The following is a 15,996-nucleotide window of genomic DNA, read 5'->3' as shown; positions in this document are numbered from 1 at the left end:
GTGACAGCATATCGCCGTGCGACCAAGCTTGCACGAACCCTGCGTGCTTAGAGCGGCTAACAAAACTCTTCTGGCGTCGTTGCCGCGTCTTGTCGTACTACGCGTACTGCCTGCGACGCGGCGCCTAGCCAGAACCGCTTCGCTGAGTTTTGTTAGCCGCTCTTAGCGTGACGGCACGAGGCTTCACACCCTGCAGTGGAAAAAGCGATTCAGAGTTTCTGTGGATAACTTTGTTGAAAGCCTGTCGGTACCCGCGCTAAACCCGCATGCCACAAGGCTTTGCACACATTGCCCACCAATTAAGCAATCCAAAAAAACGTTATGAATCAATCATCTGAGGCGGAAATGGTGCTTTTTTTGTGCTATCCATGGGGGCTATTTGCTTGATACCCTGCATACAAAAATGTGTGCATAAGTCAAGGGTCGAGCGACGGATGGGGTGCTGGATTTGCGCCGTCTTTTTCAAAAAAATATGCACAAAGCGACGCAAGTGGTTGATTCATCGGAGGTTTTGGGGGAAGTTCAGAATTTCTGTGGATAACTTTGTTGATATCACCCCTGCGTACGCTCCAAACCCGCGTAGATACGCGCTTTCATTGGTTTGCCTAGCAAAAAGGCATATCCAAACATCGTAAGTAAATCAATGACTTACAGGGCTTTTGCGAAATGCACAGGCCCACGCTCCCGCTTCTTCAGGAGCCGGGCAATCACCCTTGCTGAATGTGCGTAACCTGCGGGTTGAGATGGCGTTCGCGTAGCCCCACGCGGGGCCTTTGAATGGATTCTCTCGGCAGGTTCTTACACCTGCGGCTTTTCAAGCAGCCGCAGCAGCAGCGGGTGCATGACCTTGCGGGCGCTGTAGATCAGGTGAAAGTGCTCCTCGATCTCGGGGGTGGTGCCCACATGCTCCAGCCCGTGCGTCACCCGCAGGTGCTCGCCCAGAAACACGGGCGCCGGCATCACGCCCATGCCTGTGGCCGCAAAGGTGCTCAGCAAGGCGCTGTCCTCGAACTCGCCTGCAATGCGGGGACGAATGCGCTCCCGTTCAAACCAGTGGTCAATCCGCGCACGCATGGCCGCATGGTCGGTGGGCAGCAGAACAGGCACCACGGCCAGGCTTTTGGGGAAGGCCTGCCGCGCCGCGTCTGCCCACAAGGGGGGCGCATACCAGGCCACGGCGCTGGTGCTGAGCAACTGGCTGGTGGTTTTGAGGGCGGGGTTGGGCGGCGCCGGGCGGTCTGCCAGCACGGCATGGAGCTTGTGCATGGCCAGCTCACCTAGCAGCGGCTGGAACTCGCCCTCGTGGCACAGCAGGCGCAGGTGGGGCTCGTCCAGCACAGTGGTCAGCAGCCGGTGCACGGCCAGTTTCGCAATGCCGTCAGAGATGCCCAGGTTCAGCCGCAGGGTGGGCCCGGCGGCGGCTTCGCGCACCCGGTGCGGCAATTGCTCGCCCAGAGCGAAGATCTGATCGGCCTCGTGCATGGCCGCCACGCCGGCATCGGTCAGCACCAGGTTGCGGCCCTCGCTGCGCAGCAGGCTCACGCCCAGGGCTTTTTCCAGTTCGCGCACCTGGGCGCTGATGGTTTGCACCGCCATGTCCAGCCGCTCTGCCGCCCGGGCAATGCCGCCCTCTTTGGCCACCACCCAGAAGTAATACAGGTGGCGGTAATTGAAGCTTTGGCTCATGGCACACTCCGTGGGTTCGTGCAAAGCAGGAGGTCTGGTGTCATTTGGTTCGTAAAAACCGAACCAATAGTACCAAGATGACAGGTTTTTAGGAATGCCGAGTGTCCCTACAGTCCGGTGCTCCATCGCGCTGGCTGCGCGATGTGCCGAAACACCTTTGGAGAAGAAACATGGAAACAATAGGAACGTGGTGGATGTGGGCGGGATTCGCCGTGTTTGTGGTAGTGGCCATTGCCATCGACCTGCTGGTCATGGAGCGCCAGGGGGCGCACAAGGTGACCATGGGCGAGGCGCTGCGCTGGAGCATTCTGTGGTTCTCGCTCGCGTTTGTCTTTGTTGCCATCCTCTGGTGGTATCTCGATGGCACGCAGGGGCGCACCGTCGCCAACACGGTGTCGATGCAGTTCATCACCGGTTATCTGGTGGAGAAGAGCCTCTCGGTGGACAACATCTTCGTCTTCCTGATGCTGTTCAGCTACTTTGCCGTGCCACCCCAGTACCAAAAGCGCGCCCTCATCATCGGCATCATCGGTGCCATCGTGCTGCGCACGCTGCTCATTCTGGTCGGTGCATGGCTGCTGGCCACGTTCCACTGGCTGCTGTATGTGTTCGGTGCCTTCCTGGTCATCACAGGCGTGAAGATGTGGTTTGCAGCGGGCCAGGAGCCTGACATCACCACCAATCCGGTGCTCAAGCTGTTGAAGAAGCGCATTCGCATCACCAACCACTTTGACGGTGAGAAGCTCAGCACCATGGTCGATGGCGTCAAGCACTACACCCCGCTGTTTGCGGTGCTGGTGCTGATTGGCACCACCGACGTGATCTTTGCGGTGGACAGCATTCCTGCCATCTTCGCGATCACCAGCGACCCGTTCATCGTGCTCACGGCCAACATCTTCGCGATCCTGGGTCTGCGTGCGCTGTACTTCCTGCTGGCAGACCTGGCCAACCGCTTCCACCTGCTGGCGTATGGCCTGGCCCTGGTGCTGGTGTTCATCGGCGCCAAGATGCTGATGATCGACTTCTACAAGATCCCGATCGGCTACGCGCTGCTGGTGACTGCTTCGCTGATCGCAGGCTCCATCATCCTGTCGCTGCGCAGCTCGGGCGAAAGCGCCCACGGCAAGCCTGCTGCCTTGCCCCACAAAGACTGAGAGGCGCACACCGTGGTCCTGCTCGAATCAGTCATGTTGTGCATGTTGGTGGCCCTGCTGATCGCTACCGTGACGGCCCGCAGTGCGGGCAGCGAATTGCGTGACGTGGGGCTGCTGGCGGCACTGACCACCGTGTGGGGCGCTGGCACCGCCTCAGCGGTGCTGATGGGTTGAGGGGCCGGGCGCATGATGCAGACCTTGTGTACCTTGCGTCGCTGGCTTCGGGGGCTGGAGCCCCAGGTGCGTACCCGGCTGGAATGCAGCGCGCTGGCCCGCTTTCAGCCCTGGCTGGAACGGCGCGCGCTGTTTCGCTTCCAGCGCCAGCCCCTGGCGCGGGGCGTGGCGGCGGGCATGTTCTGTGGGCTCATCCCGGGGCCATTGCAGATTCCAGGCACCTTGCTGGTGTGTGCCTGGCTGCGCGGCAACATCGTGGCCGGGGGCGTGGCCACGTTCTATACCAACCCCCTCACTACCGTGCCGCTGTATGCGCTGGCTTTTTATCTGGGGGCCTTGGTCATGCCGGGTGAGCAGACCTTGCCTGCTTGGAGTTCGGTAGCCCCTGCGGGGGAGTTTTCAGTCCAGGCGCTGGCCACCTGGGTGCAGGCCCTGGGCACGCCGCTGCTGGTGGGCTTGCCCGCCTTGGCCGCCCTGATGGCCGTGCTGGGCTACGTTGCTGTGCAGCTGATGTGGTTAACTCCCGCCTTGCAGCGCAAGCGCCGCTGGGCGCGCGGGCGGTGAAGTGACCGGGGGCTTGTGATCCAGCCCCCGTTTCATTGAGGGGTGCCTGCTGGCAACAGCCCAGCACTGCGCAGGCGCTGGTGCTCCACCAGGGTGCAGCGGTCTTGCACCACCTCCAGCCCCGCCGCCTGGGCCTTGGCCAGGGCTTCGTCATGGCACACACCGATCTGCAGCCACAAGGCCTTTGCGCCGATGGCCATCGCTTCGTCGGCAATGGGTGGCACGGCAGCGCTGTCGCGAAACACATCTACCAGGTCAATGCGGTGGTGCTTTGCGGCCTCGGTCAATGAGGGCCAGCTGCGCTCGCCCAGAACCTCGGTGGCCGAAGGGTTGATGGGCACGATGCGGTACCCCTGCGCCTGCAGGTACTGCGCCACATGGTGGCTGTCGCGCTCGGGCTTGGGAGAGAGGCCGACGATGGCAATCGTCTTGGCGCTTTGCAGGATGGACAGGTAGGGTTGAAGGTCGTCTGTCTGCATGGTGGTTGCCGCGGTCAGGCGGGTGTGTGGAGGAAAGATGCCGCAGTCGCCCTAAGCGTCTTTGAGAACCTGTTCAAGAGCCTACAACTGCGCGATGGTGCTGCGCACTTCGTCCACGCTCAGCACTTCAGTCAGCACCACCGGGGGCTTGCCTGGGCGGTAGAACACATACACCGGCACCCCATTGCGGCCCAGCTGGGCCAGGGCGGCGGTGATGGCGGGGTCGCGGCGGGTCCAGTCGGCACGCAGCAGGGCGACGTTCTTGGCGTGCAGGTCGGCCAGCACCTCGCTGTTGGCGAGGGTGGTTTTCTTGTTGTACTGGCAGGTCACGCACCACGCGGCGGTGAAGTCCACAAACACCGGGCGTCCGCTGGCCACCAAGGCCTCTGCAGCGCCTGGGGCCCAAGGTTGCCAGCCTTGTGCGGCGGTGGCTGTGGCGTTGGCTGGAACCGTCGCCACCTCTGCCATGCGCGTGACATGGGGGCCAAAGGCCCACAGCAGCAGGGCCATGGCCACCGTGGCCACGCTGCCCAGCCAGCGCCGTGCGCGGCCTTGCAAGGCCAGCGACCAGGCCAGCAGGCCCAGGCCCACCAGCAAGATCAGCAGGGAGGCCGCGCCATCGATGCCGCTTTGCTGCCCCAGCACCCACACCAGCCACACCACGGTGGCGAACATGGGGAAGGCCAGGAAGCGGCGGAAGGTGTCCATCCACGCACCGGGGCGGGGCAGGGTGCGCGCCACGGCGGGCCACAGGCTGGCGGCCAGGTAGGGCAACGCCAAGCCCAGGCCCAGGGCGGCAAACACCGCCAGCGCCTGCGCGGCAGGCAGCGTGGCCGTGAGGCCCATGGAGGCGCCCATGAATGGCGCCGTGCAAGGCGATGCCACGGCCACGGCGAGCACGCCGGTCAAGAAGCTGTCGGCCACCGGGTGGCGCGCCTGCAGGCTGGCCACTGACGACGGCAGCATGTTTCCAAACTCAAACACCCCGGCCAGATTCAGCCCGATGAGGGTGAACAGCCCGGCCAGCGCAGCCACCACGGCGGGCGACTGCAACTGAAAGCCCCAGCCCACGGCCTCGCCCGCAGCCCGCAGGCCCAGCATGAGCGCACCCAGCGCGAGGAAAGAAAGCACCACCCCTGCGGTGTAGGCCAGGCCGCTGATGCGGTGGGCGCGCCGGTCTTGTGCGTGGCGGGTAAAGCCCACCACCTTGATGGCCAGCACCGGGAACACGCAGGGCATGAGGTTGAGGATGAGCCCGCCCAGCAAGGCGCCCAGCAGTGCGGCGGTGAGCGTGAGGCTGGATGCGCCTGAGGGTGCCGCAGGGGGCAGCCCACTGCCCGCCAGGGCCGCATTGGCCTTGAGCGCTGCTTCCAGTGCGGGCGACACGCTGGCCTTGGCGGCCACTGCCGGCCAGGGGCCCTGCACGGTCAGATCGGCCCGATAGCCGGGGCGGAGGGTGCTGCCTTGCACGCGCTCGGCCAGCACCACGGGCAGGGTGCTGGGGCTGTTGCTGCGTTGCTCGGCCAGCGGGATGCGGGCGGTCCATACGTCGCCCTCCCACCGCTGCGTACCTTCGGCTGCGTTGTGCAGCACTTCCGGCATTTCGGGGAACAGGTCCAGCGTTTTGCCGCGCAGCGCGGCGGGCAGGCCAGCCACGCGCACCTGCAACGCATCGCCATCGACCTGGGCTTGTTGCTGCGCGCTCGGCTTTGCCAGCGGCTGGGGTTGCGCCTTCTGGGCCGCATCAAAGGCGGCGCTGTGCAGCGCGGTGGTGCTCTGGATGGGCAATTGCAGGGTGAAGTTGCCTTCTTCGGGGATGCATTCCTTGCGGCACACCAGCCATGAGGCCTTGAGCTGCACGGTAACGTCCTTGGCCAATGGGCCGGGGGCGAAGGTCTGGGTCACGGTGACTGGCACGGGCAGCAGCACGGTGCCTTCGTAGCCATAGTTGGCCAGGGTGCCGATGGCGATTTTGTGCGGAACGGGCCAAGCGATGTCGCCCGCATCCAGCCCTGCGGGCAGTTGCCAGGTCAGCTCGGTGGGCAGGCCGGAGTCGCCGGGGTTCTTCCAGTAGGTGTGCCAGTCGGGCTGGTGGGTGATTTGCAAGCCCAGCCACAGCGGCTGGCCCGGGCGCACGCCCTGCGGCGCGTGGGCGACCAGCTCGGCCTGCACATGGGGGGTGGTGACGGTGCTGTTGCCTTGGCTGGTGGATTTGGAGCTAAATTGGGCGCTGGCGCCCGTCCATAAAGCGCTGGAAGCTATAAAAAAGAGAGTGACTGCAAGGCGGTGGAACAGGCGTGAAGGCATGGTGCAGTGTGGGAGCGGGTAGAACGGGTTTGGTTCCGGCCCCGCCATGGTTTCGATTCTCAATGCGCCATTGTGCTCGGAGCCCCCAAGCCCGTGGAAACTGGCGCGGCGCCAGTACCAGTGCCCCCGCGCAAGGGCCTACGCCGGCCGCGCCGTCCCGCCGCGCCGGGGGCGTCCCCCTCCCGCGCAGCGAGAGAGGGGGAAGGCGCCGCAGGCGACTCAGGGGGAGCTTCTCACTGCGTCGCCAGGCTCAACTCTGCCTGGGGTGCACCCTTGGGCACCTGGCTGCCAGTTTTGGGGGCGGCCAGGAAGAGGCGCTCGGCGGGCAGCTTTTGCGCGGCCAGATAGCTCTGGATGGCATGGCCGCGCTGGGCGGCCAGCTCGGCAGCCATGGCTTCGGTGGCGGGCTGGTTGGCCATCAGCAGGGCTTCCATCTCGGGCACCGTCAGGTCTTTGGCAATGCCCACCAGGTTGCGCGGTTTGGGGATGCTGGCGCGGCCATAGGCGGCCTTGAGCATGGCGGGGTACTCGTCGGCCGTGACGGGCTCGGTGCTGTCCGGCTGGGCGCGGCGCTTTTCCGCGCGCACCAGTTGCTGCAGGCGTTCGCGTTGCAGGCCTTCACGTTCCGCTTCCAGGTTGGCGGTGCCGGTCACGGTCAGTTTGAGGGCGGGGCGGTCCATCAGGGCCTTGGCCACCTTGCCCAGGTTTTGCTGCGCCTCGGGGCTGAGGGTGGCGCTGCCAGGGGCAAAGGCCACGCTGCTCATTTCCACACCCCCACCAAAGGCGCTGGCCAGCAGGCTGAAGGGGGAGGTGAGCGCCTTGCCGATGAGGTTGAGGATGATCTTGCCAATCACCGGGCCGATGCGGAACTGCGGGTCGTTCAGCGAGCCGCTGATGGGCAGGTCCAGGTCGATCACGCCGCGCCGGTCGGCCAGCAGCGCAGCCGCCAGGCGCACGGGCAGGCTGTTGGGCGCACCTGCCACGGGCTCGCCAAAGGTCAGCTGGTTCAGCACGATGCGGTTGCTGGCCGTCAGCTGCCCGTTGGGCAGCACCTTGTAGGTCACGTCCACGCTGAGCTTGCCGCGTTCAATGCCGTGGCCTGCGTACTTCACCGAATAGGGCGAAAGCGGCGGCAGGTCCAGGTCGCGCACCTTGCCTGCAATGTCCAGCGCCAGCGGCTGGGTCAGGGGGTTGAGTTGGCCCGTGACCTCCAGCGAGGCGGAGCCCTCGGCGCGGCCCAGTAGCTCCAGTGCGGCCAGCTGGGGCTCACTACCCGGCGCTTCGGACGAGAACGCCCCCAGCTTGCCTGTCAGCTCGGTCAGGTCGGCCGAGTAATTCGGTTTGATGAAAAAGTCGGAAAACAGCACCTTGCCGTTGACCAGGCTCATGGGGCCAAACTGCACCACGGGTGCCAGCGGGTCGCGCGCCGCGGTGTGCACGGGCTGCGTGGCTGAAGCAGCCGAGGCGCTTGGCACGGGAGCTGACGCCGCAGCCGTAGCTGCCGTTACCGGTGGGGTTTGCGGCTCGCCTTTGACGATGTCGCGCAGGTTGATGCGACCGGCTTCGTTGATGGTGATGCGCGCAAAAAAGTCCTGCAGGCTGGTCTCGCCCACCTGCACCTTGGGGGCGGTGCCAGGGGCGGTGGCCACGCTCAGGCCGCGCAGGTTCAGGCTCTTCCAGGCCAGCAGTTCCTCGCCCACCTGCGCTTCGGTCATGGGGGTGGATGCCGCGGTGCTGTTGGCCTTGAGGTCTTCAATGGCCGCGTCGCCCGCCAGCTTCAGGCTGGCGCCCTTGTCAGACTGCGCAAACGCCACCTGCCCCCGAAAGCCCACATCGGCGCGCAGCAGTTCAATGGCCAACTGCTGGGCCAGGTAGCCGTCCAGCCTATGCAAGGGCACGCGGGTAGCGTCCAGCTTGCCCTGGGTGGCGAGCGGCTGCAGGGCCAGCGTGCCCTGGTAGTCAATCTTGCCCGCCGCACTCTTGGCGTTGCCCTTGCCTGCCGCCGCGCGGGCGCTCAGCGAGAACGCGCCGGGCTTGCCACTGTCGGTGGCCAGATTCTTGGCGCTCACGTCCAGGGCCGATACCTCCAGCGCCACAGGGCGGGGCTGGGCGTTGTCGGCAAAGGCCACAGCGCCGCCTTGCAGGGCCAACTCACCCACGCGCACCACCCAGGGGGCGGCGGTCTGGCTCGTTGCTGTTGTCTCGCTCGGTGTGGACGGGGTTTTGGTCCAGCGCTCAAACATCCAGCGCCCGTCACTGCCGCGCTCCACGGCCAGTTTGGGGGTGTTCAGGCTCAGCGACTCCAACGTGACGGTGCGCTCGTCCAGCGGCACCTGCAGGCCCTTGACTTCCAGCTTGCTCAGGCTTGCCAGGTGGGTGTTGCCCTGGCGCAGGGCCAGTTGGTTCAGCGCCAGCGGGCCTGCGGTCACCGTCAGGCCTGTGGCGTTTTTGTCTGCGGGTGGGGCTTGCCATTGCACGCCCAGCGTGCCGGTGAGCTGGCCGGCCACCGTGGGCTCCAGGTACTGCGCCATATAGGGCGCCGCCAGTTGCAGCGCCAGCGCCTCGGTGGTGATTTGCACCTGGGCGTTTTGGGTAGTGGCTTCGCCTTCAAACGCCAGCTTGCCTTCAGGAGCCGCAGGTGTGTCTGCCTTCGCGGCCACCACTTTGGCTGCACCCGCCTTGGCTTTGCCTGTCTGCCGGGTGGGGGGCACGGCGGCGTTGGTTGCATTGGTATCGGGCAACACCAGGGCGCCCTTGAAGGCCACAGGCTTTTGCAGCGGCAGGGCCAGGCCAGTGAGTTCCAGGCCCAGGCTGCGTGCCTGCAAGGCTGCGGCGGGCTGGGTGGTCTGGTCAGCCCAGTGCACCGTGCCATCGCGCACGCTGGCGCGCGCCACGCTCACCGCCCAGGGCACGGCGGCTTTGGTGGATGACTTGGCGGGTTGCGAGGCGGCTTCCTTCGGGGGTGATGCAGGCGCTGGGCCACCGGCCAGTTGTGCCAGGTTCAGCCGCCCTGCGGCGTCGCGCTGGGCGTGCAGTACGGGCTTGAGCAGTTCTACCTGGGCCAGGTCCACCACTTGCTCCAGCGGGCGCACATCGGCCATGTCCACCGTCAGGCGATCAAAGGCCAACAGGTCCTGGCCTTCGCGGTCGGTCATCTTCACATCGCGGGTCTGCACTTGGCCCGAAAGCTTCACAGCCAAGCGCGGTGTCTGCTCAAAAGCCAGCTTCACGTCCACGTCCAGCGTGGCCGCCTTGAGCTGAATGGGCAGGCTGGCCGGCAGGTAGCCCAGGTAGGGCGCCAGGTCCAGGTCATCCCAGCGGATGTGGGCGTCGGCGTGCCGGGTTTGCGCAAACGGCGTGCTTTGGGCTGACGAGTCAAAACGGCTGCCCTCCAGCGTGAAGGCCAGCCGGGGCTCCACGCGCACTTCTTTCTTGTCGGACAGCGTGCTGATGAAGGGCACTGACAGCAGCAGGTCCTGCACCGAATGCGTCTTGCCCACGGTGTTGTCGGTGAAGTCCACGCGCCCGCCTTGCAGCAGCAGGTTGTACAGCGCCAGTCGCGCGGGCTCGGTTGACGGGGCTTTTTTTGTGTCGTCCTTGGGGGCCGTCAGCTTGGCAATCACATCGTCCACGTCATAACGGCCCTGGCCCAGGTGGGTGATGCGCAGCACGGGGTTTTCCACGGTGAAGGCATCCACCACCGGCGCCAGGCGCAGCAGCGACTGCAGTTCGGCGTCCACATACACGCGCCCGATGGTCAGTTGTGCTTGGCCCTCAGCGCCTTTGGCCTCGGCCACGGTAATGTCGCGCAACGTCAGTTCCAGCGACCAGGGCTTGAAGTCGAGTGAGCCCACAGTGACCGTGCGGCCCAGTTGCTCGCTGGCCAGGCGCTCCAGCGGCCCCTTGACCAGGGCAGGCACGGAAAGCCACGACAGGGCCCATACCCCCAGCAGTGCGGCCAGCGCCCGTGTGGCGGGCTTGAACCAACGGCTTTGCCGCAGGCGGGTGAGTTGGGGGTGGCCGAGCAGGGCGCGCAGGGGGGCTGGCATGGCAGGTCAGAACAAAAAAGTTGGCTGGGGCGTGGCACACCACCGTGGGTGCCGGCCCGTTGCTGGGTTCAACGCAGCAGGGTACTCAAAGGTAACAGGGGCTGGCCTGGCCTCAGGCTTTCAAGGTATCCAGATGTGGATCGTGCTCAGCGGGCAAAGCCCAGCACCACCCTGCGGGTGGTGGCGGACATGGTGCAGCTTTTGGTGTGCCCCCACCGGCGCTGCGCGCCAATGAGTGCACCCCAAAGAAAAGCGCTGTTCGCTGCGCTCATGGGACAAAGCCCAACACCACCCTGCGGGTGGTGGCGCTTTTCTTTTCAATCTTGGTTACCACGATGGCGCCAATCTCAGCCGTGTTGGCCACATGCGTGCCACCGCAGGGCTGCAGGTCGATCAATGGCGCATCGCCTTCGCCGCCGATCCGAATGGTGCGGATGCGCCCCGTGCCCCGGGGCGGCTGCACGCTCATGCTCTTGACCAGGCTGGGGTTGGCATCCAGCTCCTCATCGCTGATCGACGCCACCGTGAGCGGATGGGCCGCCGCCACCAGTGTGGCAATGGCGGCGGTGAGTTGCTCTTTGTCCAGCGGGTCGGTCATCGCAAAGTCCAGCCGGGCGTAGTCGGGCGTGATGGAGCAGCCATTGACCAGCTGGGGCACCACATGGCACAGCAGGTGGCTGGTGGTGTGCAGCCGCATCATGCGGTGGCGGCGTTCCCAATCGATGCGGGCGGTGACGGTGGTGCCAGGTGTCAGCGTGGCCAGCAGGGCTTCTTGCCCCGGTGCTGGCACATGCACGATGCCATTGGTGGGCTGGCCCTCGGCGTTCTTGCCCTTGCGCGTGTCGGCAATGGCGATTTCGGTGCCATTGGCCAGCACCAGCACCCCGCTGTCGCCCGCCTGGCCGCCGCCCAGCGGGTAGAACACCGTCCGGTCCAGCACGATGCCCGCTTCGGTCACGGCGGTGATGTGGGCGCTGCATTCGCGCAGGTAGGCGTCTTGGCGGAAGAGGTCTTGGGTCATGAATGAATACCGTGCGAATAAGATCGTTGCTCAACACAAATGTGTTTGGGAGATGGTTAATGCAGATTACACGCCTGAAGCTTAAGAACTGGCGCAATTTCCGTGAAGCTGACGTGCCTCTGGCTGCGCGTACGCACGTCCTTGGTGCCAATGCGTCCGGCAAGTCCAATCTGCTGGAAGTGTTTCGATTCCTGCGCACCGTGGCCCAAACCGATGGCGGTGGGGTACAGAAAGCGGTCAAGGACAGAGATGGCCTGGCCAAGTTGCGAAGCTTGCACGCACGCCGTGATCCTGAAGTGCGTATCGAGGTAGAGCTGGTGGATGGCAGCGGTGTGCAGTCAACGCAGTGGCGTTACGTATTAGGTTTGAAATCCGAGGGCAAGGGACAACAGCGTGTGTTGATTTCAGAGGAGCGGGTAGAGAAGGACGGCCAGATCTTGCTCAGCCGCCCGGATGCAGGCGACCAATCAGATCCCGAGCGTTTGACCCAAACCCATTTGGAGCAAATTGGCAGCAACCTGTCTTTCCGGCCGTTGGCAGAGTTCTTTGCAGCCTCCACCTATTTGCATCTTGTCCCCCAGTTGTTAAAGCACGGTGACGAGATAGGCGCGCGCATTGCAGAGAGCGACCCGTTTGGGCAAGGGCTGATGCAGCGTATTGCGCAAACACCCAAGAAGACCCGCGATGCGCGCCTGAGGCGGATTCAGAAGGCCTTGGCCAGTGCAGTGCCGCTGTTTTCGGAGCTACGCTTTGAGCAAGACCCCCTGTCTGGCCTTTGGCACTTAGAGGCAAACTTCACCCATTGGCGCGTCCACGGTTCATGGCAGCGCGAGAACCAGCTATCTGACGGGACTCTGCGGTTGATCGGCCTTTTGTGGGCTCTGCAGGAGTCTGGAGGGCTTCTGCTTCTGGAGGAGCCTGAGCAGTCTCTGAACGACGCCATCATTGCGCACATTCCCTTGTTGATTGATCGCGTTTTGCGTGATCGCAAACGACGGGGCTCTGCAAGACAAGTATTGATCAGCACCCACAGTGACATTCTTCTGCAGAACGTGGATGGTGACAGCCAATCCCTGCTCATCGTCCCCGGAGAGAATGGCTCGACGATTCGCCCCCCTGACTCTGGTGAACAGGAACAAATGCAGCATGGGCTGACCCCTGCAGAAGTCTTGCTGCCGAAGACGCGGCCACAAGGAGTCGACCAGCTGGGGTTGTGGACGTGAAGCGTATTTTGGTGGTGGGTGAGGATGCTCTTTGCTGCGCCCTAGGTGAAAAATTGGTGGCCGCAGCCCTTCCGGGTTGGTCTTTGGCGGGGCCTGCCATTGATACCAAAGGCGTGACAAAGCTGATTCCTGCTTTGCCGCGGTATTCGGAACAAGCGCAATTTGTTCAGCCAGTGCTGTGTATTGCAGATACTGACGGGCAGTGCGTGAAGCAGTGGCTCCAAAAGAATGTCCCGGCACGTAGTCACAAAAACATGCTTGTACGGCTGGCCGTCAACGAAGCAGAGAGCTGGCTCATGGCAGATCAGGAAGGCTTTGCGCTAGGGCTACAGGTCGATAAACGCAGGTTGCCTCGATCGCCTGATGATGTCTTGGATGCTAAGGCTGCCGTATTGGTGGCGTTATCTAAATCCAGGCAGCGGTACATAAGGGAGGAGGCTGTCTCGCGTAGCAATCCTTTTCGGCAAGGCTCGGGATACAACATTCACCTATGCGCATTTGTGAAAAGCCACTGGAGTGTGGAGCGTGCGCGATCTTCCTCCCCAAGTTTGGAGCGCGCAGTCAAACATTTGCAGCGTATGGCAAACGATCATGACTGAATTGCACCACTTTCCGTCCCGCTTCTGGGCCGACCTTTCCACCCGCGACTTTGCCGCGCTGCAAAGCACCGGCCAGGCCGCACAGGTGGTGGCAGTGCTGCCGGTGGCGGCGGTGGAGCAGCACGGCCCGCACCTGCCGCTGTCGGTGGACGCCACGCTGCTGCAGGGCGTGATCGACGCGGCCTTGCCCCACCTGAGGGCCGATGTGCCTGCGCTGTTCTTGCCGCCGCAAAACATCGGCCTGAGCACCGAGCATGAAAACTTCCCCGGCACGCTCACGCTCTCGCCTGCCACCGTGATCGCCTTGTGGACCGAGCTTGGCGCCTGCGTGGCGCGGGCGGGGGTGAAGAAGCTGCTGATCTTCAACAGCCACGGCGGCAACGTGGCGGTGATGGACATTGTGGCCCGCGAGCTGCGCCAGCGCCACGGTCTGCTGGTGTACAGCGCCAGCTGGTTCAGCCTGCCCCAGCCGCCCGAGGTGCAGGGCCTGTTCAGCGCGCAAGAGCACCGCTTTGGCATCCATGCGGGCGACATTGAAACGTCGATGATGCTGCACCTGGCGCCCGGCACCGTGCACATGGAGCACGCACAGAATTTCCGATCCACCTCACAAGACCGGGCCGAGCGCTTTGCCATTTTGGGCAACGGCAAAAGCGCCAAGATGGGTTGGGCGATGGAGGACTACCACCCAAGCGGCGCTGTGGGCCAGGCCGATGCTGCCACGGCCGACAAAGGCCGGGCCGTGGTACAGGCGGCGGGCGCGGCCTTGGCGGCGCTGCTGGCCGAGGTGGCGGCGTTGCCGCTGGACACGGTGCGAGATGCTGGGGTATGAATCAAATAGGCTGCTAGCGATTTTCTGTAAAGCGCTGGAAGCTATTTATTTGATAGCAATTGGTGGCGAAGGTTGCTGCGAATGAAAGCACGCTGATTCAGCCCAGCTCCACCCATTCCACGCCCCAGTGGTGCAGCGCTTCCCGGAGGATCAACAGCGCGGCCGCCCATTCCGCGCGCTGGGGCAGGGCAGTATCGGTGGCGCCAGGGCGGTGAATCTGGTCGGACAGGCGATTGAACAGGTTCTCCACGGCCTGCCGTGACAGCCGGGCGGGTGGCGTGCACAGCGCCACGCCTGCAACCTCTGCCACCTCGCGCAGCAATGGGCTGCGCGTGTGCAGGGTGAACGGCGGGGCTGTGCGTGCAGGGGGCTGTGCCAGCCAGCGGCTGGCCGGCATGACCGCGTCTTCCACGGTGGCGATGGCGTTTTCCAGCGACAGCGGCGTGGGCATGCGCAGGCCAAACGCCCGGGCCACGGTCTGCCAACCCAGGGCCACGCGGTACGGCTCCGCGCTGCTGGCGCTTGCCGTGGTATCGGAAGCCAAGGGCAGCCAGTGCAGTTCCAGTTGCTCCGGCTCCAGGCGTAATTCAATCAAGGGTGAGGGGGCGACAGGGCTCATGCCCCGGTTGTACACCGTGCAAGGCCGCTCCTGTGATGGACTCGTCCGGGGGTCAGCGCTCCGGCATGTTTTTCAGCCCTCAGGCGTGGGTGATGAGGGGCGCGTGCTCCACCTCGTTCAGGTGGGGCAGGGTGTTGAAGGTTTGCAGCATCAGCCGCTTGGGCGAGATGGAGAACTCCGTCACCGCGCTGTTGCGGATGCGCATGTTCAGCGCAATCGTCACCTCCGGCGCCGTGCCCAGCACCTCACCCACGGCCGTCGAGATGGGGCCGCCGCTGCTCACCAGCAGCACGTTCTGACCAGCGTGGTGGTGGCGCACATGGTCCAGCACGGCGCGCACGCCGCCTGAAAACTCTTCCCAGCTGGGCATACCCTGGGGGCTGATGACGCCCGCCATCCACTGTGCCAGCGCATCGCACAGGATGCGAAAGTGCGCGCGGTAGCGCTCGGGCGTGTCGGCAGGGCCCAGGGGCTGGGGGTGGATGGCCGAGATCAGCGCGTGGCTGTCGTATTCATTCAGGCCAGGCCAGCGGGTCACTTCGGGCATCGTCTGCAGGCCTTGGGCAATGCCCTGCAAGGTTTCGGTGTGGCGGCGCAGCGTGCCGGTCATCACCGCGTCAAACGCCATGCCCCGCCCGCGCCAGTACTCGCCCAGGCGCACCGCCTGCTCATGTCCGCGAGGGCTGAGCACGTCGTAATCATCAGCGCCAAACGAGGCCTGGCCGTGGCGCACGAGGTAGAGGGTTCCCATGGGGGGATTTTGAAAACAAACCCTTCCACTGCTTGTCACTGGAGCGACTGAAAACACGGATGCCTGGCTGCGCTTCGGTCAATATGGCTTCCAAAGAGCAGTCGGCCAAGGCCAAAGAATTCCAACTGCCTCCCGAAGGCCAAACTGGCGCTTACCTGTATCGCAACAGCGTGCTCGGTAAGGCTCTGAGCAAGGATTTGCGGGTTGACGGCAATTGCGTGGGCGTCAGCGCACCCGATGTGTTTTTCTACACGCCGGTCGACGGCGGCAAGACGCGCACCGTGGAGACCGAATCCGAGTTCTCTCCCAACAAGCTCGAACTCTTTTTTGAGGCAGGCAAAAATTACTTCATGCGCCAGTTCATCAAAGTAGGTTTGATGGTGGGTGGCGCCGACCTGGAGCAGGTGACTGAAGCGCAAGGCAAGGCGGACAATGCCGCCCGCCAGTCAAGTGACTGCCATGCTGCTGCGATGACTGCGCAAGCCAAATCAAAAGGGGGCTATGCCTCTTTTTTTGTTGCCAGCTCTTCGTGACTTGC

General features: G+C 64.2%; 14 protein-coding genes. 7 read left to right on the top strand and 7 right to left on the bottom strand.

Features of this window, described 5'->3' with window-relative positions; all coding sequences use genetic code 11:
* Positions 1–798 precede the first annotated feature (798 nt).
* A complete protein-coding gene (locus tag IHV84_RS08795; protein ID WP_198846580.1) occupies positions 799–1,686 on the bottom strand; it encodes a LysR family transcriptional regulator in 888 nt (295 codons plus the stop codon).
* A 170-nt stretch (positions 1,687–1,856) separates the two neighbouring features.
* On the opposite strand from IHV84_RS08795, the gene IHV84_RS08790 reads away from it, so the two are divergent.
* Genes IHV84_RS08790 through IHV84_RS08780 form a run of 3 tightly spaced genes read left to right on the top strand, consistent with a single transcriptional unit; the run spans position 1,857 to position 3,578 of the window.
* A complete protein-coding gene (locus IHV84_RS08790; RefSeq protein WP_044397771.1) occupies positions 1,857–2,840 on the top strand; it encodes a TerC family protein in 984 nt (327 codons plus the stop codon).
* A gap of 12 nt (positions 2,841–2,852) precedes the next feature.
* The gene (locus IHV84_RS08785; RefSeq protein WP_198846579.1) at positions 2,853–3,014 is read left to right on the top strand and encodes a hypothetical protein; all 162 of its coding nucleotides are present in this window, start codon (positions 2,853–2,855) and stop codon (positions 3,012–3,014) included.
* Between the two features lie 12 nt (positions 3,015–3,026).
* Entirely contained in the window at positions 3,027–3,578 is a 552-nt protein-coding gene (locus IHV84_RS08780) for a DUF2062 domain-containing protein (RefSeq protein WP_066699024.1), read from the top strand.
* Between the two features lie 32 nt (positions 3,579–3,610).
* Here the strand turns inward: IHV84_RS08780 and IHV84_RS08775 are convergent, their stop codons facing one another.
* From IHV84_RS08775 to IHV84_RS08760, 4 genes are all read right to left on the bottom strand, one after another.
* The gene (locus IHV84_RS08775; protein ID WP_198846578.1) at positions 3,611–4,057 is read right to left on the bottom strand and encodes a CoA-binding protein; all 447 of its coding nucleotides are present in this window, start codon (positions 4,055–4,057) and stop codon (positions 3,611–3,613) included.
* 81 nt (positions 4,058–4,138) lie between these two features.
* Positions 4,139–6,364, bottom strand: a complete 2,226-nt coding sequence (locus IHV84_RS08770; protein WP_198846577.1) for a protein-disulfide reductase DsbD — start codon at positions 6,362–6,364, stop codon at positions 4,139–4,141.
* Positions 6,365–6,597: 233 nt separating this feature from the next.
* Positions 6,598–10,413 (bottom strand): DUF748 domain-containing protein, encoded by a 3,816-nt coding sequence (locus IHV84_RS08765; protein WP_198846576.1) that lies wholly within the window; start codon positions 10,411–10,413, stop codon positions 6,598–6,600.
* Positions 10,414–10,681: 268 nt separating this feature from the next.
* Positions 10,682–11,434 carry an alanyl-tRNA editing protein gene (locus IHV84_RS08760; protein WP_198846575.1) on the bottom strand — a complete coding sequence of 251 codons (753 nt, stop codon included), beginning with the start codon at positions 11,432–11,434 and terminating at the stop codon, positions 10,682–10,684.
* A gap of 59 nt (positions 11,435–11,493) precedes the next feature.
* Here IHV84_RS08760 and IHV84_RS08755 point away from each other — a divergent pair, with 59 nt between their 5' ends.
* The 3 genes from IHV84_RS08755 to IHV84_RS08745 are packed head-to-tail and all read left to right on the top strand — an operon-like array spanning position 11,494 to position 14,088.
* Positions 11,494–12,657, top strand: a complete 1,164-nt coding sequence (locus IHV84_RS08755; RefSeq protein ID WP_198846574.1) for an AAA family ATPase — start codon at positions 11,494–11,496, stop codon at positions 12,655–12,657.
* Positions 12,654–13,256: a hypothetical protein gene (locus IHV84_RS08750; RefSeq protein ID WP_198846573.1), complete on the top strand. Its 603-nt coding sequence runs from the start codon at positions 12,654–12,656 to the stop codon at positions 13,254–13,256. Before IHV84_RS08755 ends, IHV84_RS08750 begins: the two co-directional genes overlap by 4 nt.
* A complete protein-coding gene (locus IHV84_RS08745; RefSeq protein ID WP_198846572.1) occupies positions 13,249–14,088 on the top strand; it encodes a creatininase family protein in 840 nt (279 codons plus the stop codon). Before IHV84_RS08750 ends, IHV84_RS08745 begins: the two co-directional genes overlap by 8 nt.
* A 97-nt stretch (positions 14,089–14,185) precedes the next feature.
* Here the strand turns inward: IHV84_RS08745 and IHV84_RS08740 are convergent, their stop codons facing one another.
* Positions 14,186–14,707, bottom strand: coding sequence for a hypothetical protein (locus IHV84_RS08740; protein WP_233099910.1), 522 nt, complete (start codon positions 14,705–14,707; stop codon positions 14,186–14,188).
* 79 nt (positions 14,708–14,786) lie between these two features.
* Positions 14,787–15,458: a histidine phosphatase family protein gene (locus IHV84_RS08735; RefSeq protein ID WP_142083314.1), complete on the bottom strand. Its 672-nt coding sequence runs from the start codon at positions 15,456–15,458 to the stop codon at positions 14,787–14,789.
* A gap of 83 nt (positions 15,459–15,541) precedes the next feature.
* Here IHV84_RS08735 and IHV84_RS08730 point away from each other — a divergent pair, with 83 nt between their 5' ends.
* Entirely contained in the window at positions 15,542–15,991 is a 450-nt protein-coding gene (locus IHV84_RS08730) for a DUF2846 domain-containing protein (protein WP_198846571.1), read from the top strand.
* The last annotated feature ends 5 nt before the right edge of the window (positions 15,992–15,996 follow it).

This window comes from Acidovorax sp. IB03, assembly GCF_016406015.1.
Classification (GTDB): Bacteria; Pseudomonadota; Gammaproteobacteria; order Burkholderiales; family Burkholderiaceae_C; genus Acidovorax; species Acidovorax temperans.
Note: the sequence above shows the minus strand (reverse complement) of the source record. Positions and strands in the feature narration are given on the sequence as shown.